Here is a 23,977-nt window from a genome sequence, read left to right as displayed (position 1 = left end):
ACTCAAACCACGGAGTTTCGAGCCGGGCGCGGAGCGATTGCGCGGGTTAGGGTGTTGGTGCGGCCTGGATGTCTTGCAGCGTCGCGAGAAAGTGCCGCACGGCAGTCCGCACCCGATCGGTCAGCCGCACCGATTTGCTTCCCTCGGCTGGACCGACCCAACCCTCGCTCAGCTCGATCCGCAACGCCGCGGCGGCCAGGTCGGCCGGCGGCCCTTCGATCTCGATCGTGACGTATTCGGGGTTTCGCACACCCACATCGTCGACTCCCACCGGCTGCTCCGTCGTCCAGTCGTAGTGGCGTTCGTCGAGCAGCGCGTGGCGAAAGTGCCCGAGTCCCGGCGTCCCGCTCAAGTCGGTGACCGTCCCATCTTCCGGAAGGGGCGGGTCGTCTTCCAGCAGCGGACTGTCGGGCGGAAGAACCATCCGCATCGTCTCGCCGCTCTGCAGCGCAACGATTGTCTCGGGACCCCAGAACGCGCGAGTCTTTTCGAGCCGCGTCCGCCGCAGATAAACGCTGGCCGCAGCCATCACCACGGCAAAAACCAAGACGCCGATCACCAGCCAAATGCCGAGCGGCGTCAGGGCCCGCGGCCGCGGCGGCCAAGTGGACTCGGGAGCTGGCCCCGCTGCGGGAGCTGGCCCCGCTGCGGGAGCTGCCTCCGCTGCGGGGGCTGGCCCAGATGGGGGGTCTGGCCCAGATGGGGGTTGGGGAGCCTGCGGGGGCTCGGATTCAGCCATCGCGGTGCGTCGGTTTCTTGGAGGGACGAGTTCTGGGAACGAACGGGCGCCGCTGAACGGGCGCTACTGAGCGGGCGCTACTGATAAGGGGGAGTGGGGGGGAGCGAGGCGAGGTTCTTTGGTACTTTAACGCGGCAGCGACGCTCCAATGCGCGTCGCGTTGCCACCGCCCTGCTTTCTCCCCGACCGCCACCATGGTAACGAAACCCACCGCCACCGCGACTCTCGATCGACTTTGTGTGGAACTGGAGGCCGCCTCCTACCCCATCCTGATCGGCTCCGACTGGCTGCCGAGCGTCGCCGAGGAAATCCGCGCGGTCGGTGCGGACGCGAGCCATGTGATGCTGGTTTGTGACGCAGCGATCCGCGAAACCCTCTTGCCGCCGATCGCCCAGTCGCTTCACGCGGCAGGATTGCGGGTGGATCAGTGCGAAGTGCCGTCGGGCGAACCGAGCAAGTCGGTCGAGCAGCTCTCGCGGTTGTGGCAGTGGATGTTGGAATGCCGAGCCGATCGGCGAAGCGTCGTGATCGCGGTCGGGGGTGGGGTGGTCGGAGACCTCGCCGGGTTTGCAGCGGCCAGCTACCAACGCGGCATCCGGTTGGTCCAGATCCCGACGACTCTGCTGGCGCAGGTCGACAGCAGCGTCGGGGGAAAGACCGGGATCAACCTGCCGGCGGCCAAGAACATGGTGGGCGCCTTTTGGCAGCCGATGCTGGTGGCGATCGACACCCGCACGCTCGAGACGCTTCCGTCGCGCGAGTACACGAGCGGGTTAGCCGAAGTCATCAAGTACGGCGTCATCGACCGTCCCGATTTCTTCGCCTGGCTCGAGGCCAACGCCGGTGGTTTGGTGGCTCGCGACGCGGGAGTGTTGCGAGAGACGATCCGCCAGTGCTGCCAGGCAAAAGCCGATGTGGTCGCCGACGACCAACGGGAAACCAGCGGGCGACGGGCGATTCTCAACTACGGCCACACCTTCGCCCATGCCATCGAAGCTACGGCTGGTTACGGCAAATGGCTGCATGGCGAAGCGGTGGCGATCGGGATGCAGATGGCCATGACGCTCGCGGTCCAGCGGGGCATGGTTCCGGCCGAAACGCTCGAGCGGCAGCAGCGTTTGCTCGAGGCGGTCGGGCTGCCGATCCGCTGGAGCGAAGCCGACCCGGCAGCCCTCTTTGCCGCCATGCAGAGCGACAAAAAGAACGAGCACGGACGGCTCAAGCTGATCCTCCCCACGCGAATCGGAGAAGTCCGCTTCTTGGAGGGAGTCGGCGAGCAGGAAATCGAAGCAGCAATCGAGGCGTGCCGCTGAATCCGCGGGGGCATCCGTCTCTAGAGCAGAAATTTTCGCGCAGCAATATACCTGTACTCTCCCCCCGGGAGGGTCGAGCGTCAGCGAGGGGAGGGAGAGCAATCCCTCACGATAGCCCCAAGTGAAACTCACCGTTGCGGAAACCCTCCCCGCTCGTTCCTCGCGACCCTCCCGGGGGGAGGGTGCCTAGCGATTACGGCTGAACCTTCGCCCGTTCGTGGTCGAGCAGCCACCGTTTCATGGTGACGCCTCCGGGGCCGCCGTAGTGATGGAGCCGACCGCTGCTGGCGACGACTCGGTGGCAGGGGATGATCCACATCACGCGATTGGTCGCCATCGCTTGGCCGACCGCCCGAGCCGCCGCAGGACGCCCGGCCCGTTCGGCGAGCGCTCCGTAGCTGAGGGTTTGGCCAGCTGGGATCGCTCGGCAGGCTCGGTAGACTTCGCGGTAAAAAGGTGTCCAGCCGACCGGATCGATCTCGACCGTGTTGAGGGCGTCGAACTGGCCGGCGAAGTACGCGTTCAGGACCGTATCGAAGTGAGCGACCCGCTCCTCGAGCCTTTTTTCCGCTTGGGGATCGATTCCCCCCATTGCGACTTGCTGAGGGGCGTTCCATTCGATGCGAAACAGTCCTTGGGCTGTCCACTGCGACCAGAAGGAGCCGAGTGGCGTGGTATGGTAGCCCGCCGCGAGGATCGCGGCGGAGTCCGCCGGTGGTTTCGCTGTCTTCGGCATAAGCTGCTCACAGTGAAGGAGTTAGGAACGGAAGTGCGGGTCGGCCTGTGAACCCGCCGCGCGGCTCTCGGTCGTTCTGGGCGGGAGCGGCCCCGGTTGTCAATCCGTGGAAGGGGCGGTGAACGGACCGTATACTGGCGTAAAGAGTCCGACCCAGTGACTGCAAGAACTCGAATCAGCGGAGGGGATGCATGAGCGGTTACGGCACGTTCAGCGACGATTTTTACCTCAACATGAACCTCAGCACCGAGTTGGATCTGCCTCAAAACCGCGACACCGTGCTGCACTTTTTCGAGCAGATTCAGAAACGGTATCCGCGGATGGCCCACTTCTACGCCCGCGAGCGGATGGAGTATGTGCTGGAAGAGGACAAGGAGGAAGGCAATTACCGCTGGGCCTCGGTTGAGCAGAAGCGGATCAACAGCGGTCAGGTCAATCCGACCGATTTCGACGAGGCGGCCGACCAACACCGCCTGATCCTCGATCTGCTCCCCTACACGCTCTCGATCAGCAAGCTCGATTGCGAGTCGCTGAGCGTCATGTTCGGGTTTGATTATACCTATCGCGGCAACCACAACGAGTTGCTCAGCGAAGCCTTGGGAGTCATGCCCGGTTTCGACAAGTTGGCCGAAGCGGCCGGGCATCCCGTGCTCAGCTACGAGCCGTCGATCCAGTTCGCCCTCGACGAGGACTGCAAGACTCAGTGCCGGGTGAGTTTCGAAACCCGCACCAACGCCTACCACGTCCGCTCGGGCGATTACCCAGAGGACCAGTTGAGCGTCTATCTGACGGTTCGCCGCTACGAGAGCCTCGGCCCCGGGGAGTCGTATGTCAGCGAGTTCGATCGGCTGGCCGGACTCTGCCGCGATATGGTCGATGGCTACCTGATCGAAAACATTCTCCGTCCGCTGCAGCAGACGATCTCGCTCAAGTAGTTCGCCATTGACCCGGGGGGTGGCCTCGGCGTAGTTACAGCCGCATGACGCAGGTATGTCGGGCCATTCCCTTTGATCGGGCGATTCCCCGGGCTGCCCTTGCTCGGTTCGCCAGTGCCCGAGCTGCCAGTGCCCGTGGGGTGTGGATGTTCGCCATCGCGATCGCGACGGCGACCTGGAGTGGCTGTGCGCAGTGGAAGTCGGAACCGCCGCCGGAGCTCGCCCGCGGGGGGCTACCGCCGGCTCAGGTTGCAGATGAAGTGGCGATCCTCGAAGTCGCCTTCGTCCGGCTTCCCGAAGCGTCGCCGGCGCTTCCCGAGACGCCTGGTGCCGCGTCGTTCGTCGACCGCCTCGACGAAACGGTCGTGCCCGGCGAGATGCGGGAGCGGCTGGCGACGAATGGAATCCGCGTCGGTCGGCTGTTGACGATCGAGCCCGGGCAGATGGGCGAAGCTGCGCCTGCCGACGAGGCGACGCGGTTGATGGAGGAGGCGAACGTCGTCTCCGATTTTGAACAGCGTCGCCGTCGGATCAGCTGTCGCGACGGCCAGCCCTACACGTTGGCCGTGCGCCGCCCCAGCGGAGAGCGCGTCTCCACGCTGATTCGAACTTCCGAAGGCGTAGTGGGGAAGTCGCTGAGCGATCCGCAGTTTATGCTGATCCTGCGGACCCGCATGCTCGACGACGGTCGGCTCGCCGTGCGGTTGACTCCGGAGGTCCAGCACGGCGAAGTGCGACAAAACTATGTCTCGAGCGATCTTGCGATCCGGATGGAGTTTCAGCGCGACCAGTGGACGTTGCATGAGCTGATGTGCGAGGTTCCGCTCAGCGAAGGTCAGGCGATCGTCTTGATGCCGCAGAAGGAGGCGTTCGGGTTGGGCAAACAGATGTTCGTCGGCGAACGGGCGGACCTGTCCCAGGAGCGGATCGCCGTGGTCTTGCGACTGCAGCGTCGACCGCAGCACGGCCTCGGCTCGTAAATCCAAGTCAGAGCAGATGGCAAAACGGCTTTTGGTGACCGGCTACGGGGGCTTTTTGGGCTCCGAGATCACGCGCCAGTTGACGGCCCGCGGCGACTCGGTCGTGGGCTTCGGTCGCCGCGAGTACCCGCATCTGAAGGGGCTCGATGTGCGCCCGGTCGTGGGCGATATCTGTGACTACGACGCAGTGCTGCGGGCGAGCGACGGGGTCGACGCGGTGATCCATACGGCCGCCTTGGCGGGCGTGTGGGGGCCCTGGAGCGAGTACTTTGCGATCAACTTTGGTGGCACGCAGAACGTGATCCGGGCCTGCCAGCAAGCGGGCGTCCCAGTGCTGGTCTACTGCAGCAGCCCGAGCGTGACCTTTGACGGTTCGGACCAGTCGGGGATCGACGAGTCGGTGCCGTACCCTGAGCGGTGGCTGTGTCACTACCCCCACACGAAAGCTCTCGGCGAGCGGGCCGTGTTGGCCGCACACGATCCGCCGCGATTGGTTACGGCAGCCCTGCGTCCGCATCTGATCTGGGGAGCGGACGATCCCCATTTATTCCCGCGGCTGATCGCTCGGGCGCGAAGCGGTCGATTGTGGATCGTCGGCGAGGGGACGAATCGCATCGACACGGTCCACGTCCGCAACGCGGCGGCTGCCCATCTCGCCGCGGCTGATCGCTTGGCCGAGGAAGTGTCCGCAGCCGACGGCTCCGCTGCGATGAGTGCCTCGGAGCGAGGTATCTCCCCGCGGGTGGGGAGTGGATCTCTGGCTGGAGGCCGGGCCTACTTCATCACAAGCGATGAACCGGTGAACTGCTGGGACTGGATCGGCGAAATACTACGGATCGCCGATGCACCGGTGCCGACGCGGCGGATGAGTTTTGCGGCCGCTTGGCGGATCGGGCAGGTGCTCGAGACGGTTTATCGAATCAGTGGCCGCCGCAGCGAGCCGCCGATGACGCGGTTCGTCGCAGCACAGCTGGCTCGCGATCATTTCTTCGACATCACGGCGGCCAAAGAGCGGCTCGGCTACCGACCGGTCGTGAGCAATCAGGCGGGGCTCGAGGAGCTTCGCCGCCAGTGGTGAATGCTGCTTGCCAGAATACGGTTGTGGGCTTAGCTTGCTTGCAACTGCTGTTGCTCCCCTTTTGGCCTTCAAACGGATCTGATCAGAGTGCCCGCTACCGACCGCGCACGCTCGCTTCCCGACGACCAGCGGATTGTGATCACGGGAGTCGGTCTGACCGCTCCCAACGGCAACGACTGGGATAGTTTTCGCCAAGCCTTGCTCGAAGGCCGCAGCGGCGTTCAGCCCTACGAGATCCGCTACTTCGGATCGACGTTGGCGGGAATCTGCGATTTCGACACCCGCCGCTACCAGGCTCGCAAGGACATTCGCCGGGGGACCCGCGCGGGCAGCGTCGGTGTCTACGCGGCCAATGAGGCGATTCGCCATTCGGGAGTCGACTGGGAGAACGTCGATCGAGCGCGGGTCGGGATCTACGTCGGCGTCACCGAGCACGGCAACGTGGAGACCGAGAACGAGATCCACGAAATCAAGGGCTACGACTACAACACCGACTACTGGTCGCACCACCATAACCCGCGGACCGTCGCCAATAATCCGGCCGGCGAGATCGCACTTAACATGGGGATCACCGGCCCGCATTACACGATCGGGGCCGCTTGTGCCGCGGGCAACGCCGGGGTGATTCAGGGGGCCCAGATGCTTCGCCTCGGCGAATGCGATCTGGCGCTCGCCGGAGGTACCAGCGAAAGCATCCACACGTTCGGGATTTTCGCCAGTTTCCACAGCCAAGGGGCGCTGGCGACCCACAGCGATCCGGCGCGAGCGTCGCGACCCTTTGATGTCGACCGCAACGGGATCGTCGTCGCCGAAGGAGGTTGCGTGTACGTGCTCGAACGACTCAGCGATGCGCGGGCTCGCGGGGCGGAGATTTACGCCGAGTTAATCGGCTACGCGATGAACACCGATGCGACCGATTTCGTGTTGCCCAACCCCAAGCGGCAAGCGGAGTGCGTACAGTTGGCGCTTGGCCGAGCGGGGCTCGAGCCCGAGCAGATCGATATTGTCAGCACCCATGCGACCGGCACTTCTAGCGGCGACGCCCAGGAATGCACGGCTCTTCGCGAAGTCTTCGGCGACTGCAAAACGGTCCACTTCAATAACACGAAGAGCTACATCGGGCATGCGATGGGAGCCGCCGGAGCGCTCGAGCTGGCCGGCAACCTCTCGGCGTTTCGCGATCGCGTCTGCCATCCGACGATCAACGTCGATGCCCTCGATCCCGAGTGCGCTCTCCCGGGGCTGGTCCTCAACGAGCCGAAGGAGCTCAGCCGCGTCGACTACATCCTCAACAACTCGTTCGGGATGCTCGGAATCAACTCGGTCGTGATCGTCGGCCGCCCCAGCTGAGGGGGCCGGTTGCCGGCCGCTTAGACCTCCTCACCCCAACCCTCTCCCCCAAAGAGAATCGCGAAAGGGTTTGGGGGTGAAGGTCGAGCGATTGCCGCAATTCCCTTCGGGGGAGGGGGGGCTAAAAACTGCACGACCTCCGAGTGGGAACGGGTAAAATTCGCGCAACGCGTGTTTGGGTTTTGCAAACTTCCGGAACTTCGCGTGGGCCTTGGGCCATCGAACCTGAGGAAGCCGAAGGTGGCCGGTTAAAGGACAGCCGGACTTCGGTTACAACGTGGCGATGATTGACGCATCCACCCCCGGGCTAGCCGCTTCTCCGTGCGAATCCCGGCGATCCCCTTGTTTGTAGACGCTAAGGAACTCGGCCGATGAGCCCTGCCGAAATTCGTGAAGAGATTCTGGATATCCTCGCTGACATTGCTCCCGACGAGGACTTGGGAGAGCTCAAGGACGAGGTCCCGTTCCGCGAGCAGCTGGAACTCGACAGCATGGACTTCTTGGATATCGTGATGGAATTGCGGAAGCGGCACCGCGTGCAGATTCCGGAAGAGGACTACCACCATCTGGCCAGCATGCAGTCGACGGTGACGTACCTGGAACCAAAGATGAAAGACATTGTCCGCAGCTGACGTGTACGACACGATCATCATTGGCGCGGGGATGAGCGGTTTGGCCGCCGGCATCCGGTTGGCCCACTTCGATCGCCGCGTCTGCATCCTGGAACGCCATTACACGATCGGCGGTCTCAATTCGTTTTACCGCATGGGGGGCCGGGACTACGATGTCGGGCTCCATGCGGTGACCAATTTCAGCGAGAAAGGAGCTCGCCACGGCCCGCTGGCAAAGCTGCTCCGGCAACTCCGGCTCCGCTGGGACGATTTCAAGCTCGCCCCGCAGCTCGGCTCCTCGATCCGCTTCAGCGACGCGGAGTTGAACTTCGGCAACGACATTGCGCTGCTCGAAGCAGAGATCCGCAAGCAGTTTCCCGGCCAGATCGACAACTTCCGACGGCTGGTCGCGAGCCTGCTGGATTACGACGATCTCGACGGCGACGATCCGCGGTTTACCCGGTCCTCACGCGAAGTCCTCGCCGAGACGATCAGCGATCCGCTGCTCCGCGAGATGCTGCTCTGCCCGTTGATGTGGTATGGCAACGCGCGCGAGCGGGACATGGATTTCGGCCAGTTCTGCATCATGTTCCGGGCGTGTTACCTGGAAGGCTTTGGGCGGCCGCTCAAGGGCGTTCGGTTGATCCTCAAGCACTTGGTGCGGAAGTTCCGTGGACTCGGCGGCGAGCTAAAGCTGCGGAGCGGAGTCTCGCGGATCCACGTCGAGAATGGGCGGGCCGTGGGCGTCGTGCTCGACGATGGCACCGAATTGCAGGCGCGGCGGATCCTCTCGTCGGCCGGAGCCATCGAAACGATGCGGCTGTGCGACGACATTACCGAAGTCGATGCGGCCCGGGCTGGCCAGTTGTCGTTCATCGAGTCGGTTTCGATCCTCGATTGCCAGCCGCGAGAGCTCGGTTTCGACCGCACGATCGTGTTCTACAACGACAGCCCCGAGTTCCACTGGGAGCGTCCCGAGAATGCGCTCTGCGATACCCGGACCGGCGTGATTTGCTCGCCCAACAATTACGCGTACGCCCCCGAGGAAGGGGAGCTGCCCGACGGCGTGATCCGGATTACGACGCTGGCCAATCATGATCGATGGTGCGAGCTGAATGAGCCGCAGTACCGAGCAGCGAAGCTCGCCCAGTACGATCGCGCCGTCGAAGCGTCGGTGCGGTTCATGCCCGACTTCCGCAGCCGCGTGATCGACACCGACGTCTTCACGCCCAAGACGATTCGTCGCTTCACTTGGCACGATAACGGTGCCGTTTACGGAGCGCCGGACAAGCAGCTCGACGGCTCAACGCATCTCGAGAACGTCTTTCTTTGCGGCACCGATCAAGGCTTCGTTGGTATCGTCGGTGCGATCGTCTCGGGGATCAGCATGGCCAACCGTTACTGTCTCCAAGATCCGTAATTCAGCTGGCGTCGTCGTCGTCATCATCGTCGAGGGCGATCGCCAGCGGAATGGCGATCGCGGCGGCGATTACCAAGCCCAGGAACCAGGGGTTGGTCAGCCACGCTCGGGCATTCTGACCGCGTGCGATCATTGCCGGCTGAGAGACTTCGATCGACTGGACGGCTTTCTCGGGCGCGTCGGTCGCAGGAAAGACGTCAACCATCGCTACCGCTTCGGTCGTAGCCAACTGGTAGCGGCCCGGCTTGAGCGGACCGAAGGTGAAACGGCCCTGCTCGTCCGCGATCACCCGTCCCACCGGCTTGCCGTTGACGCCCAGCACGACGGTCGCTCCGGAGGCCGGCTTGCCCTCGACCGTTTTGGCCTCGCCCCGCATCTGGCGGTCGGCCGAGAGACGTACCGGGACGGCCTCCATCTCCATCAGGCCCGCCGGCGGAGCGTCGTTGGAAGCTTGGGGAGCAGTCGTCGTCCGCCCCGGATCACTAGCCAGTAAGCGGCTCGGCGCACCCCAGAGGGGCGTGGCAGCGGCTAAGGCGATGCACAGACTCTTGCGGAACAGAATCAACATCTCAGTCATCCAATTGACAGGTTCGAGTGGATCGATCGCAGCGTGTCGTTCCGCGGACCATAAGCGATATCGCCAAAGCGACGCCAGAGCGATTCAAGGCAAGAAATTTCTCCCCCGTATTCGTACTCGTACTCGTCCTAAAGCAAGCGTACCCCGGTTGCGCATCTTGCGATCGGCGCATAAAAAAACTCGAAATCACCAGCGGTTTGCCGTGTCAAGTTTGCAACGGCCCGGCAACCCGCCTCGCATTGGATTTGGAGATTTCGAGTGAAGCGAATTAAAGCAAAACTGATCGAGCGACGCAAACGGCGGATCCAAAGACGGCTTGCCGATTCGGGCTCGGCTGACCGCGGATCGCCGATGATCGCTGGCGGCAATGTTCGCTATGAATTGGCGAAAAAGGCTGGCGGCACTGCCGTTGGGGGAATGGCAGCTGTCCATGCCTTCGTGCAGAAAGTAGGCCTTCCTGAGGCGATCGACCGCCACTTGAAGATCTTCCGCAGGCATGCTCCGTACCACGAATCGGACCACGTACTGAACTTGGCGTACAACGCCCTCTGCGGCGCGGCGGCTATTCAGGACATCGAGATGCGCCGCAACGATGAGCACTTCCTGAACTCCATTGGTGCCGAGCGAATCCCTGACCCGACGACGTCCGGCGACTTCTGTCGCCGGTTCGAAGAGGCCCATATCGATCAGCTGTTTCAGGCGATTGATGAAGTCCGGGTGCAGGTCTGGAAGCAGCAGGACAGCGAGTTCTTCGACGAAGCGGTCGTTGACATGGACGGCACAATCGTCGGCACTTCCGGAGAATGCAAAGCGGGCATGGACCTCAGCTACAAGAACATCTGGGGCTACCATCCGCTGGTCGTCACGCTGGCCAACACCGGAGAGGTCCTGCGGCTGATCAATCGCGGCGGCAACAGTCACAGCGCCCGTGGAGCGTCGGTACAGGCGAATCAGGCGATAGAGCTTTGTCGCAGCGCAGGTTTTCGGCGGGTCAAGTTGCGCGGCGACACGGCGTTCACGCAATCCGCGGCGCTGGACGGCTGGGACGAAGAGGGGGTGAGCTTCGTTTTCGGAATCGCCGCGCATCCGAATCTCGTGGGCATTGCCGAAGATGCGGCAGAGACAGACTGGCAGCCGCTCTCTCGAAAACCAAAGCGCGACCCTGCGAAGACTCGTCGAACTCGTCCGGAGAACGCCAAGCTTAAGGTGGTTCACGAGCGCGGATACCAGAACCGTCGCCTCAATTCAGAATCCTTCATCGAGGTGCCCTACCAGCCCCAGAAGTGCAAAAAGACCTTCCGCTTGGTGGTGATCCGCAAGAAAGTCGACGTTACCAAGCAGGGACGACTCTTCGAAGAGTACAAGTACTTCTTCTACCTGAGCAACCTGTCTCGCGAGAGCCATACGTCAGCCGACATCATCGGTGAAAGCAACCAGCGCTGTGACCAAGAGAACGTTATCTCTCAGTTGGGTCAGTGCCGCGCCCTCCATGCTCCGGTCGACAATCTGACTTCGAACTGGGCCTACATGGTCATGACGTCTTTGAGCTGGACGCTCAAGGCATGGATCGGCTTGAGCATCCCGGTCGACGGCCGCTGGAAGGAGAAGCACCGGGAGGAACGAAAGCGGGTCATTCGCATGGAACACCGCACGTTCGTCGATCACTTCATTCGGATCCCAGCTCAGGTGGTTCGTGGAGCCCGACGGCTAACCGTCCGGCTACTCTCGCTCACCGAGGACCTGCACGTCTTCAATCGCTGGCTTCGTTACGCACTGGAATGACGTCCCAGCGATGGAGAAGCCGAGGCACGTAAGGCTCGGTACCGCATTCACGCCAAACCGCCCCGAGGGCACCCAGCAGTCCGATGTCCCACGCCTCCCTCCGGCCCACCGCACCACCCGTCGGGTGTGCGGTGGCCGCTGCGCCGGCCGAAATCGGCCGCGCCGCAACCGGCGAAAGCTTATTTTAGGACTCGTACTCAGCGAAGCGGTACTCGTACTCAGCGAAGCGGTACTCGTACTCGGGCCGTTAGCGTTGGAAGCGAGTACGAGTACGGAAAGCGCCGGGATAAACCGGTTTGAAGTTGAGAATGCAAGAGTCTCACAGTGAAATCCTAGCCAGATGCGCTGGCCCCGAGTCGTACGCTGACGCTGGTAACAGCGTGGGTGTAGCCACGGCAGGGGTACGCCTAGGCCCGGAGATTGAGTCCCGAAATGTACATCGTCCGGTGAGCCGACCTGCTCGTACACAGGGAAGGCAACACCCGGCCGCTCGTCATGGCAAGAGCGTTCGCGGTCACGGCGGGATCTATGGCCCGGGCATGGGCGGAAACTTCAAACGCGAGAACCGGGAGACCCTGTTACGCCTGTCGGAGGAAGTCGCCGACAGCGGTCCGAAAACCTCTCTGAGGGTACGCCGGGCATGAACGCGGACAGGGAGTCAGATGGTCGCGTAGTACCGGCGACGCCGGCGAACAACGGTGGAACTGAACCACCCGCGGAGTCGGTCGAGGGAAGGCGACCAGCAAGGAGGAACACCGAACAGCCCAGCCTCGTCCGGACGCCGAAGCCGGAAAGACGAAGGTCACATGGACTGGCCGGTGTGCGTGAGGCGGCCCGCAAGGACCGCTCGCTCAAGTTCACGACGCTGCTGCACCACATCAACCCGGAGCTGCTGACTTCAAGCTTCTATGACTTGAAGCGGCATGCAGCCCCGGGCGTCGACGGGGTGACGTGGCACGAATACGAGCAAGACCTGGAGAATCGGATCGCCGACCTCCACGGTCGCATTCACCGCGGAGCCTTCCGAGCGAAGCCCTCCAAGCGGGTGCACATCGAGAAAACCGACGGACGCAAACGGCCTCTGGGGATTCCCTCCCTGGAGGACAAGATCGTCCAGCACGCGCTGCGTGCGGTCCTTCAGTGCATCTACGAAGCGGACTTCCTCGGTTTCAGCTACGGCTTCCGGCCCGGACGCAGTCCGCATCAAGCGCTTGATGCGCTCTACGTCGGGATCACCGAAAAGCGAGTGAACTGGATACTGGACGCCGACATCGAAGGGTTCTTTGACAACATCGACCGTGACTGGTTGGTGCAGTTCATCGAACATCGAGTCGCAGACAAGCGGATCGTTCGACTGATCCTCAAATGGCTGAACGCCGGGATTATCGAAGGAACCGACTGGAGTGACAACGGCAAAGGGACTCCCCAAGGAGCGGTGCTCTCACCGCTGCTCGCCAACATCTTCCTCCATTACGTGTTCGATCTGTGGATCGACCAGTGGCGCAAACGCCACGCAACTGGGGACTGCATCGTCGTTCGCTACGCGGATGACTTTGTGATCGGCTTCGAGCACCAGTCGGATGCCCAAGCGTGTCTGGACGCCCTCCACGGGCGGCTCGGCAAGTTCGGTCTCCGGCTGCACCCGCAGAAAACTCGGCTGATTGAGTTCGGTCGGCGGGCCTCGGACCGCCATCGTCGCGAAGGCACAGGCAAATGCGAAACGTTTGACTTTCTCGGGTTCACGCACGTCTGTGCGCGGACCCGTCGGGGAGACCGTTTCGTGCTCCGCCGCCTGACGATGGCTAGCCGCATGCGTGGTACGCTCGCACGGATTGGAGAGGAACTCCGCCGCCGCCGACATCACTCGATCGGGGCAACGGGGCGCTGGCTCGCCAGCGTCGTCCGAGGATGGCAGGCGTACCACGGGGTCCCCCTGAACTTCGCTCGCTTGACCCAGTTTCGCGAGGCCCTGTTCCATCTCTGGCTGGGCCAGCTGCGCCGGCGTAGCCAGCGTGGCAGTCGCACCTGGACGCACGAGCGCATGGGGCGGTTGATGCGCAAGCACCTGCCGCCACCGAAAATCACTCACCCATGGCCCTCTATCCGGCATCACGCCAGACTCAGAGCAAGAGCCGTATGAGTAAATCGCTCACGTACGGATCTGTGCGGGGGGCCACCGGAAACGGTGGTCCCTACCGTGATAGTACGAGTACGAGTACGAGAAGATTCTTCCCTATACTCTTAAACCTGAAACCTGAAACCTAACTCCTATCGCTCCCCGATCAAATAACTCATCAGCCCCACCAGCGTCTTTCCGTCTTGGATCGTACCGTCGCGGAGCCAGTTGCGGATTTCATCCCAGGTAGCCAGCTGGTTCTCGATCTGCTCGGTGACTTCTCGGTCGGGTTCGCCGGCGACTAACCCGCGTGCGAGAAACAGATACATCGCTTCGTCGCAGATTCCTGGCGAGGCATAGAACTTCCTTACGAGTTGAAGATCCGCCGCCCGGTAACCGGTTTCCTCGATCAACTCGCGGGCCGCGGTCTCTTGCGGCGAATCACCCCGCTCGATCGTGCCGGCCGGAAGTTCCAGCAAGGTTTCGCCGATGGAGACGCGGTGGTTGCGAATCATTACCACGCGATCGTCCGAGGTGATCGGCAGCAAGACGACCGCTCCCGGATGGCGGATGATGTCGCGGCTATGCACGCGCCCATCGTTTCCCGTGCGGCGGACGCGCTCGATCGAGTAACGGTCGGCGTGAAAGACGATCTCCGGGGAGTGCGGCATGCTTCGCGTCGGCTGGAGGAAAAGTTGCAGGAGTGCCGGTTACGATTGCGATTCGATCAACCTCAGGCAACCGCTAATCGCTCGCCGGTCTCGTGGTTCGCCGCGGCCTCAACGAGTTCAAAGACGGAATTGATTTTGTCGCAGTAGACCTCGCGGTACCCCGCGTTGAGGATCTTCTGGCGGACGCGGCTAGCCGACTCCGACAGCTTCGCATTCTCACTGAAGTCGGGATGAGCGTCACATAGTTCGACAATCATCATCGTCGGTCTCCAGCGGCGCACGTCGAAGCCGCTGAAAACATTTTCTTCAAAACCTTCGACATCTACGACTAAAATGTCGAAGCCGACGTCAACACAGCTCGTTTCCAGGATCGAGTCGAGGGTTCGGATCTCGGTTGTTTGCCGCTGGAAATCCTTGTGCAGGCGGGGCTTAGCCCACTCAATGCGGCCGTACTCGTCGAACGTTTCCTCGCACATCGTGCTCAAAGAGCCGACCTGCATGAGCGTTGCTTCGGCGTTCTTCTCGCCCGCGGCTACGTTCAAGACTGTGACGTTGTTGAGGATGTGGCGGAATCGGCACCACCGCGAAAACTGCCGAGAGGGTTCGATATAGATCCCCCGCCACCCACTGTCGGCGAGCCACGAAGTATTGGAGAATCGCTCGCCGTCATAAGCCCCGACCTCGACAAACGTTCCCGGCCGGTCTGGGCAGATGCGCTCGTCAACCAACTGCTGCAGGCCCGGGATCTGGCACGTTCTCGTCGGCCTCCGGTACCCGAGTGACACGGCGGCTTTCTTCTTGACGGCACAGGCTAACGAACTCGCCGCGCGCCAAACCGGCTTCACGTTCTGACTGAAAAACGACATGGGAATCCTTTCACGGTAGGCTGTGTGGCACGGGGGCCTATGTAGCAGGGGGCGCGACTAAGCGGCGGCTCGCATCAGATCCTTGCGCAGGAAGAGCATATCCCCATGGCGCCTCGGGGTCGACACCGCAACAAACCCCTGGGCGGTGAGGAAGGCGTTCAGCTCCTCGAACAGGACTCCTCCTTCGTAGTAGGGGACCGTTGAAACCTCGCAGACGACCGCCTTGACCCGAGACAGTGTTTTGAGGCCGCCTTGAAGGACGAGGAGTTCGGCACCCTGGACGTCGACGACCAAAACGTCGCACTGATCGGCGAACTCGGTGGTTGCAAGGAACGAGTCGAGCGTGACTGATTTCGATCGTTGGGTTGCGCCTGTCTCTTTGACGTCAGGCCAGCGAGCGGCCAGTTGTTGGCTTGGTGGAAAAATCGAATTCGACATTCCGTTGTTGCTGTAAGTCCGAAGCTCGACCTCTTGGTCGTCTTCGTTCGTCAGCATTGCACAGCGTGCGCTGTGCGTGGCTGGCCCCTCGTGCTGTGCGAGCAACTTCCTCAGCTCCTCGTAAACCGTGGCCGATCCCTCCACCCAGAGGATCTTGCGGAATCCGTGCTGCTCATAGTGGTGCCGTTCCTGAGCCAGATGAGCACCGATGTGGACGATCGACGTGAGGCTGGTCGATGCCGGCGCGACGCGGCTTAGCAGCTCGATCGGATCAGCCTTGCGTCGCAGGTACTTGAGAATAGGCTGCAGCATCATGGTTTCTCGCAGAAGGGGCTAAATCCGAAGCCACCGCTCGGGAATGATATCACTGTCGTCGATCGTCGGATCGTTAAACCACTTTCGAGGGGCAATCTTCAATCCCTTGCCCGCGTCGGCCAACCAGGCGCCCCACCAACTGAAGGAAGAATTGGCGATGATGTGGTGATCCGCGTGGGTCATCAACCACAGGTCGCGAAGGCCGGCATTCGCCAGCTTTTGATGGTTTGATCCCTCGCCGACGAAGACCAGCGGTTTGGAGGAGCGGAGATTCTTTCGAGCCCACGGAATGTCATCCGAAAAAACGAACACCTCGCCCCGGCTGGGAACGCGATCGATCGCCTCCTCGTAATACTCGAGGCTGCACGACCAGAAGCGTTCGCTGGCGTTTTTGTTTGTAACGTAATCGCCGCGGCGGACATGCAGGGCAGTGCTCTCGGTGGATGCCATGCGCTGCTTGAGTTCGAGCGACCCCGCATCCGAAAATTCCGGCGGAGTCAGCTCGCTCCGAATCGTCTCGGCGTGATCGGAAAAATACTTTTCCGAAAAGAAATACCCGTCGAGGCGAACGGGAGCCTCCAGCGACCGAATGCAAGGGTCGAAGGCTTTGCTCGATTCCCGGTACACCGTCGCCGCGGGGTCGGTTTGTCGAAAGGCGCGGCCCAGAATTCGCTGCCAGCCGCGGTTGCTGGGTCTGCGATGGGCATGGATTGGGAAAGCGCTGAGCTCGAAACTCCGGTGGCGCTTACGGTCATAGAAGCTTAGGTCCAGCTCCAGAGGGCAACCGCATCGGAGCGAGACGGCTCGACCGGCCGCGTACTGTAGCATCTGGTTTCCCAGCCCGCCGACAATCTTGACAACGCAACTTGCAACACCGGCGGCCCGGTCCGTGGGGAGTGCGTGGATCATGTGGAGGCTACGCTGCTTTACGGATGCCGTAGGGCGTGAAAGTGGAGCGTTCGCGGAGGGTCGCTTCGCGGATGGCAAGATTATCTTGCAGATCCTTCTCGTTCATGTAGCCACGGTCGTGGTCGATGTGCAGGCAGATGGCTTTGAAGCGGATCTGCTTGCCTTTGATTCCCGCATTGTTGAGGCGAAGTCCCAGTTCCCGATCGAGACCGCCGTACCGCATTCGTTCGTCGAATCCATTGACGGCTTCGAGATCCGATTTCCAGCCCGACGCGTTGCACCCATTCCACGTGGGATGGGTCGTCGTTAGCCGGTTCAGGATACCAGCGAGGGTCTTGTATGGAGTCAGCCGGAGGGCTTTCCGCGATCGGGGCAGACCGTGGCTTCGCAGCCACTTCAGTTGAAAAGCCTCGCCCGAACCAACGGTACTCTCGGTAATGATCTCGGCGAACGACGGCGGGAGGTTGTTGTAGGTGCCGGAGAGAAAGCGTCTGGGCTCAGCTTCATTGTGGTGCACGGAGACGAAGTCGGGCCGCGGAATGCAATCGCCATCGGTGAAAATTAAGTAATCGCCGGTGGCGGATTCGATCGCTCGATTGAGGATCTCGCACTTACGAAAGCCGCGATCCTCATGCCAGACGTGGATGAGGGGCAGATCCGACTCCGCTCGGAACTCATCGATCACCGTCGCTGTATCTGCCCCCGACCCATCATCGGCGACGACCAGTTCAAAGTCCCGCCGTGTCTGGAGGTCGAACGCCTTGAGCGTCAGACGCAATGCATCGGGGGAGTTGTACGTCGTGATGATTACGCTGATGTGACGTGGTTTGATTGGTGCTGGCATTGATTTGTTGAGGAGGCGTATGCTGCGGCATGCAGTCGATTGCCGCGAGTGCGATACGTCTACACCTGCTCGAAGCAGAGAGGACGGCGCGAGGCTACAAAGCTGGAGTAACATGCTCGCGTGTGCAGTAGCAAGAGCGTTCAGCCGGCGGCGCGGATGGTCGGGCTGCAGGCATGTTCGGTTTGCGGCGAGTCCAGGGCGGATCGGAACTGTCGGCCCGCTGTCCGCTCAACCGCCTGGGCGACAGCGGCGTCGGGAAAAGCTCGTGGAATAGTCGCGTTGCGCTGGCCAATCAGGGCTTGTTTGCTCGACACGAGCTGTTTCAAGCGGTGCAGCAGGGTGGGGCTGCAGTAGTGGGCCAGGGCCTGCAAATCGAGGCATTCCGGCGGGGCTTGGTGCATCGCCGCGTGCCGTTTGGCGTATCGGCTGGTAGGGTTTTTGTCGAGCCGGTAGTTGCCAAACCCCATGTCGGACTTGAGGTATTTCAAGTGCCAGTAAAGGAATCCGCAAAACCGTCGCCTCGCACCTCCGCTTCTGAATCGTTCAAACCGCCGATCCTTGGAGAAGTAAGTGTTGGGGGTCACGCGGAAGAACCCGATGTCGCCGCTGCCGGAGATCGGATCCCGTTTGAGGACGGCGAGGCTTCCGTCGGGGCGGTGGAAGAGGTTGAGCCCCGAGAAGCAAAGCATCTCTTTCGGATCGGTCTCACCCGATCTCAGGGAGTCGGTCGCTCGCCGGGTCGTCTCGCGGATCGCGAGGTGGTCGTCGTCGAGCTTTGTCGCAAAGCGGTATCGCGTCGAGGCGAGGGCGAAGTTGTAGTAGTTGACGAGGCTGTGGGGCGAGTGCGGGTCGGTGCGGATGTGCCCCGAACTGCCCGGTGGAAAGACTTCGTCGGCGTAGTGGATGACGCGAAGTTTCTGGGGGCCGAACTCCTCTTGGAGCCGCGTGAGGATCTGTGGCGTTTCGTCGGTGCAGTTGTTGTGCACGGCAACGATTTCATCGAAGAACTCGATGTGGCTGCGAATCGTCAGCTCGAGGAACTCGGCTCCGTTGCGGATCCGCATGAACGCGCTGATGCCAGGCTCTCGCTGGTCCACCCGCAGATGGCTGCGGTCGAACCGGTAGCCTGAAACGGTTTCCGGTGCTTTGCGTTGAAGCGACTGGCGGTTCATAGGCCGGCCTGAAATGCTGCGGCTGCTGCTGAATTGTGAGCTGGGTTACCCATTACCCGCGTTGCCGGTTCGCGTGCAAGATCGGCTTGGGCAATAAGGATTCACGGCCGGTAGTCACCCTCCCCGCTCGTTCCTCGCGACCCTCCCGGGGGGAGGGTGTCTTCTGGGGCTGACAGAGCCTCGGCGGATGTCTTGACGCTGAGGCGGTCCCTTGCCTACCGTTCCGCCACCATGATCCGAACCTGGTTCTCTATCGGAGCGGCATTTTCTTGGCTGCTGATGAGCGTCGTCCGCGGCGGCGAGCCGGCGGTCGAGCCCGGCTACGTGTTGCTCCGCGACTTGGCGGTCCTTCGGGGGACCGTGGAAGAGGAACCGGGGCGGGTGATCGTGCGCTTCCAAGGCTCCGAAGTCCGCCTGTCACGCGAGAAGGTCGCTTGCTGGGCCGAGTCGCTCGACGGGCTGTACCAGTACCAGCTCGACCGGCGACGTGTGTTCACGGTCGAATCGCACCTGGAGACCGCGCGGTGGTGTCTGCGGCACGGGCTGTGCGAACGAGCGGCAGCGGAGATTCAGGCCGCCAAACGGATCCGCCCCGACGCCGTCGCAATCTTGCGAGCCGAGGCGGAGTTGCAGTTGACGATCGAGCAACAGGCTGCTGCCCGCGGTGCGGGAGCGCCGAGTGCCGCCGGGGCACCGGAGTCGCTCGCCACTGGGACAGAGGGGAAAGAGCCGCCGCAAGCCGCTGTGCCGAAAGCCGCTGTGCCGCAAGCTGAAGGTGGCTCGCACTCCCTCGACGGGCTGGGGCCCGAGGAGCTGCGGGAGTTCAATCTCCGCATCCAGCCGCTGCTGGCCAATCGCTGCAGCGCGACCGCTTGCCATGGCGGCGGAGCGGCGACCGGTTGGGTGCTGAGCGATGAGCGGGTGGTGGGTCGCCGCCCGAGGGCGGCAATGACGCGGGAAAATCTCGCCGCGGTCCTTCCCTGGATCAACCGCGAGCATCCCGCTGCCAGTCCGCTGTTGGTGCGGGCACTCAAGCCGCATGGAGGCGCCGAGGAACCCCCCTTGGGCCCCCGCGACCAAGAAGCGATCGAGAATCTGCGGCGGTGGATCGAGTCGCTGCCGCGAGATGAAGAGTCTGCGGACCGCAGCCTCTCTCCCTTGGCTTCAGGGCAGACGCAGGATGCTTCGCCCGGGGCTCCCGGCGGAAGCACGGTCGGAATGATGGGGTCCCAGCCGGGGCAGCCGGTGCGACTGCCCGATGTGGCTGATCCGTTTGACCCCCAACTGTTCAACCGTCGCTTCCATCCCGAAGCCCGCTGAGGTCTTACCAGATACGGACGCGGTTCTCCGGGGCGATATACATTTCATCCCCCGGCTGAATGTTGAACGCGTCGTAGAAGACGTCCATGTTGCTCACGATGCCGTTAACCCGATAGCGGCTCGGCGAATGGGGGTCGGTGAGCAGACGCTTCCGCAGTTCCGGTTCGCGGTACTTGCGGCGCCAGATCTGGGACCAGCCGAGCAAGAACCGCTGGTCGCCGCTGAGCCCTTCGATCACCGGGGCCGGCTTGCCCTCGAGCGACATTTGGTACGCCCGATGGGCGACGCTCAGGCCCCCGAGGTCGCCGATGTTTTCGCCCAGCGTCAGTTCGCCATTGACGTGCATGTCTTCAAACGGCTTGTACTGGCTGTACTGCTCGACCAATTTCTGGGCCCGAGCTTCAAACTCTTGGCGATCCTCTTGCGTCCACCAATTGCGAAGATTTCCGTGCCCGTCGTACTGGCTCCCTTTGTCATCGAAGCCGTGGCTGATTTCGTGTCCGATGACCGCCCCGATCGCCCCGTAATTCACTGCGTCATCGGCTGCGAGATTGAAGAACGGTGGTTGGAGGATCGCTGCAGGGAAGACGATTTCATTCATCAACGGGTTGTAGTAGGCGTTGATCGTCTGCGGCGTCATGAGCCACTCGTTGCGGTCGATCGGTCCGCCGAGCTTGTCGATTTCCCGCTGGTATTCGAAGTTCGCCGAGCGGAGTAGATTTCCCGCCAGATCGTCGGCCTTGATTTCCAGCTTGGAATAATCTTTCCACTGGTCCGGATAACCAATCTTGGTGTTGAACATCGAGAGTTTTTCGAGCGCCTGCTTCTTGGTGCCCGGCCCCATCCACTCGAGTTGCTCGATTCGTTCGGCAAAGGCCTTTTTGAGATTCTCGACCAACTCCTCCATGCGAGCTTTTGCTTTGGGAGAGAAGTGTTCGTCGACATAGAGTTTGCCGACGACCTCGCCCAGCGTGCTGCCAGTGCCTTCGACCGCTCGCTTCCAGAGCGGTTTTTGTTCGACGATTCCGCTCAGCGCCGTGTCGTGGAATTCGAAGTGCCGCCGTTCGAGCGATTCGGTCAGGGCGGGAGCGTACGCGTCGATGACGCGAAAGCGAAGGTAGTCCTTCCAGGTTTCCAGCGGGACGTCCGTGAGCAGCTCATTGACGCGGCTGATGAAGGTCGGCTGGCGGACGATGAAATGCGACTGGTCGGCGATTCCCGCCTGGTCGGCAAAATCTTTCCAGGGGAGCGCCGCGAGGGTCTCGCGGATTTCTTGGGAGGATTGCTTGTTGTAGGTTTTCACCGGATCCCGGTTTTGAACGTTCGTCCACTGGGCTTCGGCCAACTGGGTCTCCAGGCCGACGACCTCCGCCGCAGCCGCTTGTGGATCCTCGACGTCGATCGCTGCCAGCAGATCGCTCGCGTAGTCACCGAGCTGCGTGCGGAGCGCCTGGTATCGCTCCTCATCCTCGAGGTAGTAGTCGCGGTCCGGGAGGGTGATTCCGCTCTGATAGACGTAGACGGCGTACTGATCGCTGCTGCGGGCGTCGGGAGAGACGTAGGTCACAAAAGGACCGCCGACGCCGCTTCGCAGTAGCTTCGCCAGCACCGCCCCGAGATCCTCCCGCGAATCGATCTGGTCGATCGTCTGCAGCAGCGGCTGAATGGGGGCGGTTCCCGCGGCGTTGCGGGCTTCGTAGTCGGTGTAGGAGCGATAGAAATCTCCGACCTTCTGGGTGTTGCTGCCTGGAGCCGCCTCGGTCTCGGCGGCCGCTTCGATCAAGCTCCGGACCTGCTCTTCCGTGCGGTCGCTGAGGACCGTGAACGTGCCGTAGTCGGATCGGTCGCCGGGGATCTCGGTTTTACGGAGCCAGCCGTCGTTGACGTGCTGGTAGAAATCGTCACCCGGAGCGACCTGCTCGCTGAAATACTCCTGCTCGATCCCGGAGAGGGCGGATCCGGGAGCGTCGGGAGTCGGTTGTTCCGCAGCAGCCGGCTGCGGAGCGACGTGACCGAACGCCGTCGCGGAGAGGAGCAGTGCGCAGAAGGAGATCCGTCGCAGCGTACGAGGCATGACCAGCACCTTGGGGGGGAACGAGTGAATCGACCGGGCAGTCTGTAATGGGTACCGCTTTGGGCTAGCGGCGGCAACGACCCCGAGCGGGCACTCTCGGGAGGGAGAGGGAAATTTTTTCCGAAAATTTCTTCCCTTCGGGCGAGCGAAACCGGGACTGTGGGGAGAACGCTTCGAGAGAATTGTGCGTAATTCCTTTGGTATCAGCTGTTCCGCGCCAGCCTAGCTGGGGCGGGTCGGCGCGGTTGCCACAAAGTTACCGCTTGTTCGTATTCAAACACGCTAAAGGTTAACCCCGGTTTGAATCGAAACTAAGTGCGGGAGAATCACCGCAGTCCCCGTGCCCGATGGGTTTTCGAACGCATCGAGACATTCACACAGGGCTGCGGTTGTTTTCCCACAGGGGGGAATCTGGGCAGCGGCAGCCGCGGCACGTGAGTGCGGGCTGTCTCCGCTGGACGCACGACTGGCATGCCTTCCGGAATCGAGGGGCTCTTCGCAGCGAAGGGCTCCGCACCGGGAGAGCCATCGAGCGGCCGCGTCTCTAGCCTCGAATTCGCCCCGAACCGCTGGCGCAAGTGCGCTGGTACCGCCACCGCAAGTGCGGCGGCATTGGCCCGGTTCGTCGGATCGCGATCTCACCGAGCGGAACTTTGGTTTCGCTCGGAGGCGTCAAAGTCTTCCGAGCCACTATTACCCGAAACCGCGAGGATCCCACCCCGGACTGTGTCGCAGGACGCAACCGGAACGGCCCCAGACCCAGCCGTTTACTTTGCCAATTCTTCGTGTCGCCCCACCGACCGAAGACGACCGTTCAGGCCGGTTGTTGGCAGCGGACGAGTAAACAACGAGTGGGCCGATGTGTTGACGGTTACCGACGCACCGTCAACCAAGGGAAAAGTCAACGAGGCGTTATGGAGAACCTGATATGAAGGTCTTCACGACTGGACAGGTCGCTAAGATCTGTAAAGTCGCTCCACGAACCGTGTCAAAATGGTTCGATTCGGGGCGACTCAAGGGATATCGTATTCCGGGCTCGCAGGATCGTCGCATCCCCCGCGAGTACCTGATTAAGTTCCTCAAGGAACACGGCATGCCCTTGGGGGATCTGGAAGACGAGGCGATGGCCAAAGTGCTGATCGTCGCGCAAGACCAAGTTTTGATCGAGAACCTGAAGCGAGAGCTGCCCCCGGAGAAAGCGTTCAAAGTGGCCGTGGCCGCGAGCGGTTTCGAAGCGGGAATTCAAGCCGAGAGTTTTAATCCCGACTGCATCATCGTCGATTTTTCGATCGGCAAGGTCGAGGCAGTGCAAATCTGCCAGAACCTCCGCAAGAACATCGATTTTGCTGAAATCATCCTGATCGCCTTGCTGCCCGATGACGGCCAGCCGATGAGCTTCGACCGCTCGGCGATCAACGAAACCTTCAAGAAGCCGTTCGATGCCCACTTGCTGGCCGAACGCCTTCGGACCTTGATCGGCGTCAAGAAAGAACTGGTCTGAGCCTTCAGCCCGGTTCCCCCTCGTTGACCCCGGAGAGGATCCTCGATCTCCGCATCGGAAGAAGAAAGCGTCGCACGCTCCCGCCGTGCGACGCTTTTTTCGTTTCTGCGGCAAACGCCTATAATTTTGAGTCGACGCTAGCTGGACAGCGCCACTTTGGATTGGTTCGGAGCGGGACGGCTCGCAGAAAAATCGTTTAACGGCAAGCCGAAGGCGACTGCTTTTTAAAA

Annotated in this window: 21 protein-coding genes; 11 read left to right on the top strand and 10 right to left on the bottom strand. The window is 62.0% G+C overall.

Translation table 11 applies throughout. The features are described 5' to 3' along the window. Positions 1–46: 46 nt before the first annotated feature. On the bottom strand, positions 47–739 hold the full coding sequence (locus GNK13_RS03850; protein WP_164101124.1) for a hypothetical protein: 693 nt from the start codon (positions 737–739) through the stop codon (positions 47–49). 194 nt (positions 740–933) lie between these two features. Here GNK13_RS03850 and aroB point away from each other — a divergent pair, with 194 nt between their 5' ends. Continuing rightward, a complete protein-coding gene (aroB, locus tag GNK13_RS03845; RefSeq protein WP_164101123.1) occupies positions 934–2,052 on the top strand; it encodes a 3-dehydroquinate synthase in 1,119 nt (372 codons plus the stop codon). A 193-nt stretch (positions 2,053–2,245) separates the two neighbouring features. On the opposite strand, the gene GNK13_RS03840 is transcribed toward aroB, so the two are convergent. Beyond that, positions 2,246–2,788: a methylated-DNA--[protein]-cysteine S-methyltransferase gene (locus GNK13_RS03840; RefSeq protein ID WP_164101122.1), complete on the bottom strand. Its 543-nt coding sequence runs from the start codon at positions 2,786–2,788 to the stop codon at positions 2,246–2,248. Between the two features lie 191 nt (positions 2,789–2,979). Here GNK13_RS03840 and GNK13_RS03835 point away from each other — a divergent pair, with 191 nt between their 5' ends. The 6 genes from GNK13_RS03835 (at position 2,980) to GNK13_RS03810 (ending at position 9,162) form a co-directional block, all read left to right on the top strand. After that, a complete protein-coding gene (locus GNK13_RS03835; RefSeq protein WP_164101121.1) occupies positions 2,980–3,723 on the top strand; it encodes a hypothetical protein in 744 nt (247 codons plus the stop codon). Between the two features lie 146 nt (positions 3,724–3,869). Beyond that, positions 3,870–4,703 carry a hypothetical protein gene (locus tag GNK13_RS03830; protein ID WP_164101120.1) on the top strand — a complete coding sequence of 278 codons (834 nt, stop codon included), beginning with the start codon at positions 3,870–3,872 and terminating at the stop codon, positions 4,701–4,703. Positions 4,704–4,719: 16 nt separating this feature from the next. Further along, complete coding sequence (locus GNK13_RS03825; protein ID WP_164101119.1) at positions 4,720–5,781, top strand: NAD-dependent epimerase/dehydratase family protein; 1,062 nt, start codon at positions 4,720–4,722, stop codon at positions 5,779–5,781. An 87-nt stretch (positions 5,782–5,868) separates the two neighbouring features. Continuing rightward, positions 5,869–7,131 (top strand): beta-ketoacyl-[acyl-carrier-protein] synthase family protein, encoded by a 1,263-nt coding sequence (locus GNK13_RS03820; protein ID WP_164101118.1) that lies wholly within the window; start codon positions 5,869–5,871, stop codon positions 7,129–7,131. A 371-nt stretch (positions 7,132–7,502) separates the two neighbouring features. Further along, positions 7,503–7,763, top strand: coding sequence for an acyl carrier protein (locus GNK13_RS03815; protein ID WP_164101117.1), 261 nt, complete (start codon positions 7,503–7,505; stop codon positions 7,761–7,763). Position 7,764: 1 nt separating this feature from the next. After that, positions 7,765–9,162 carry a phytoene desaturase family protein gene (locus GNK13_RS03810; RefSeq protein ID WP_164101142.1) on the top strand — a complete coding sequence of 466 codons (1,398 nt, stop codon included), beginning with the start codon at positions 7,765–7,767 and terminating at the stop codon, positions 9,160–9,162. Position 9,163: 1 nt separating this feature from the next. Here the strand turns inward: GNK13_RS03810 and GNK13_RS03805 are convergent, their stop codons facing one another. Next, positions 9,164–9,739: a carboxypeptidase-like regulatory domain-containing protein gene (locus GNK13_RS03805; protein WP_164101116.1), complete on the bottom strand. Its 576-nt coding sequence runs from the start codon at positions 9,737–9,739 to the stop codon at positions 9,164–9,166. Positions 9,740–9,997: 258 nt separating this feature from the next. On the opposite strand from GNK13_RS03805, the gene GNK13_RS03800 reads away from it, so the two are divergent. Both GNK13_RS03800 and ltrA read left to right on the top strand, forming a co-directional pair. After that, the gene (locus GNK13_RS03800; protein WP_164101115.1) at positions 9,998–11,521 is read left to right on the top strand and encodes an IS1380 family transposase; all 1,524 of its coding nucleotides are present in this window, start codon (positions 9,998–10,000) and stop codon (positions 11,519–11,521) included. Positions 11,522–12,341: 820 nt separating this feature from the next. Further along, positions 12,342–13,661 carry a group II intron reverse transcriptase/maturase gene (ltrA, locus tag GNK13_RS03795; protein WP_390622489.1) on the top strand — a complete coding sequence of 440 codons (1,320 nt, stop codon included), beginning with the start codon at positions 12,342–12,344 and terminating at the stop codon, positions 13,659–13,661. A 128-nt stretch (positions 13,662–13,789) separates the two neighbouring features. On the opposite strand, the gene GNK13_RS03790 is transcribed toward ltrA, so the two are convergent. The 6 genes from GNK13_RS03790 to GNK13_RS03765 all read right to left on the bottom strand — a co-directional run bounded on the left by GNK13_RS03790 (position 13,790) and on the right by GNK13_RS03765 (position 18,852). After that, entirely contained in the window at positions 13,790–14,308 is a 519-nt protein-coding gene (locus GNK13_RS03790) for an NUDIX hydrolase (protein WP_164101113.1), read from the bottom strand. A 62-nt stretch (positions 14,309–14,370) separates the two neighbouring features. Then, positions 14,371–15,174, bottom strand: coding sequence for an FkbM family methyltransferase (locus GNK13_RS03785; RefSeq protein WP_164101112.1), 804 nt, complete (start codon positions 15,172–15,174; stop codon positions 14,371–14,373). A 57-nt stretch (positions 15,175–15,231) separates the two neighbouring features. Then, complete coding sequence (locus GNK13_RS03780) at positions 15,232–15,924, bottom strand: FkbM family methyltransferase (protein ID WP_164101111.1); 693 nt, start codon at positions 15,922–15,924, stop codon at positions 15,232–15,234. A gap of 21 nt (positions 15,925–15,945) precedes the next feature. Continuing rightward, a complete protein-coding gene (locus tag GNK13_RS03775) occupies positions 15,946–16,755 on the bottom strand; it encodes an alpha-1,2-fucosyltransferase (protein ID WP_235934762.1) in 810 nt (269 codons plus the stop codon). An 88-nt stretch (positions 16,756–16,843) separates the two neighbouring features. Next, on the bottom strand, positions 16,844–17,680 hold the full coding sequence (locus GNK13_RS03770; RefSeq protein ID WP_164101109.1) for a glycosyltransferase family 2 protein: 837 nt from the start codon (positions 17,678–17,680) through the stop codon (positions 16,844–16,846). Between the two features lie 140 nt (positions 17,681–17,820). After that, on the bottom strand, positions 17,821–18,852 hold the full coding sequence (locus tag GNK13_RS03765) for a glycosyltransferase family A protein (protein ID WP_235934756.1): 1,032 nt from the start codon (positions 18,850–18,852) through the stop codon (positions 17,821–17,823). Positions 18,853–19,083: 231 nt separating this feature from the next. On the opposite strand from GNK13_RS03765, the gene GNK13_RS03760 reads away from it, so the two are divergent. Then, positions 19,084–20,172: a hypothetical protein gene (locus GNK13_RS03760; protein ID WP_164101108.1), complete on the top strand. Its 1,089-nt coding sequence runs from the start codon at positions 19,084–19,086 to the stop codon at positions 20,170–20,172. 4 nt (positions 20,173–20,176) lie between these two features. Here the strand turns inward: GNK13_RS03760 and GNK13_RS03755 are convergent, their stop codons facing one another. Next, positions 20,177–22,246 carry a M13 family metallopeptidase gene (locus GNK13_RS03755; protein ID WP_164101107.1) on the bottom strand — a complete coding sequence of 690 codons (2,070 nt, stop codon included), beginning with the start codon at positions 22,244–22,246 and terminating at the stop codon, positions 20,177–20,179. Positions 22,247–23,174: 928 nt separating this feature from the next. Between GNK13_RS03755 and GNK13_RS03750 the strand changes: the two genes are divergently transcribed. Then, positions 23,175–23,747: a helix-turn-helix domain-containing protein gene (locus GNK13_RS03750; RefSeq protein ID WP_164101106.1), complete on the top strand. Its 573-nt coding sequence runs from the start codon at positions 23,175–23,177 to the stop codon at positions 23,745–23,747. The last annotated feature ends 230 nt before the right edge of the window (positions 23,748–23,977 follow it).

Source organism: Candidatus Laterigemmans baculatus (assembly GCF_010367455.1).
GTDB classification, from domain to species: Bacteria; Planctomycetota; Planctomycetia; order Pirellulales; family Pirellulaceae; genus Laterigemmans; species Laterigemmans baculatus.
This window is presented reverse-complemented; position numbering and strand designations above follow the sequence as displayed.

Coding starts and splice junctions, on each gene's coding strand:
- GNK13_RS03765 (WP_235934756.1), bottom strand. CDS start 18,852: ATGAACCGCCAGTCGCTTCAACGCAAAGCACCGGAAACCGTTTCAGGC.
- GNK13_RS03755 (WP_164101107.1), bottom strand. CDS start 22,246: ATGCCTCGTACGCTGCGACGGATCTCCTTCTGCGCACTGCTCCTCTCC.
- GNK13_RS03790 (WP_164101113.1), bottom strand. CDS start 14,308: ATGCCGCACTCCCCGGAGATCGTCTTTCACGCCGACCGTTACTCGATC.
- GNK13_RS03775 (WP_235934762.1), bottom strand. CDS start 16,755: ATGCTACAGTACGCGGCCGGTCGAGCCGTCTCGCTCCGATGCGGTTGC.
- GNK13_RS03750 (WP_164101106.1), top strand. CDS start 23,175: ATGAAGGTCTTCACGACTGGACAGGTCGCTAAGATCTGTAAAGTCGCT.
- aroB (WP_164101123.1), top strand. CDS start 934: ATGGTAACGAAACCCACCGCCACCGCGACTCTCGATCGACTTTGTGTG.
- GNK13_RS03770 (WP_164101109.1), bottom strand. CDS start 17,680: ATGCCAGCACCAATCAAACCACGTCACATCAGCGTAATCATCACGACG.
- GNK13_RS03835 (WP_164101121.1), top strand. CDS start 2,980: ATGAGCGGTTACGGCACGTTCAGCGACGATTTTTACCTCAACATGAAC.
- GNK13_RS03785 (WP_164101112.1), bottom strand. CDS start 15,174: ATGTCGTTTTTCAGTCAGAACGTGAAGCCGGTTTGGCGCGCGGCGAGT.
- GNK13_RS03830 (WP_164101120.1), top strand. CDS start 3,870: ATGTTCGCCATCGCGATCGCGACGGCGACCTGGAGTGGCTGTGCGCAG.
- GNK13_RS03840 (WP_164101122.1), bottom strand. CDS start 2,788: ATGCCGAAGACAGCGAAACCACCGGCGGACTCCGCCGCGATCCTCGCG.
- GNK13_RS03825 (WP_164101119.1), top strand. CDS start 4,720: ATGGCAAAACGGCTTTTGGTGACCGGCTACGGGGGCTTTTTGGGCTCC.
- GNK13_RS03815 (WP_164101117.1), top strand. CDS start 7,503: ATGAGCCCTGCCGAAATTCGTGAAGAGATTCTGGATATCCTCGCTGAC.
- GNK13_RS03850 (WP_164101124.1), bottom strand. CDS start 739: ATGGCTGAATCCGAGCCCCCGCAGGCTCCCCAACCCCCATCTGGGCCA.
- GNK13_RS03760 (WP_164101108.1), top strand. CDS start 19,084: ATGATCCGAACCTGGTTCTCTATCGGAGCGGCATTTTCTTGGCTGCTG.
- GNK13_RS03780 (WP_164101111.1), bottom strand. CDS start 15,924: ATGCTGCAGCCTATTCTCAAGTACCTGCGACGCAAGGCTGATCCGATC.
- GNK13_RS03805 (WP_164101116.1), bottom strand. CDS start 9,739: ATGACTGAGATGTTGATTCTGTTCCGCAAGAGTCTGTGCATCGCCTTA.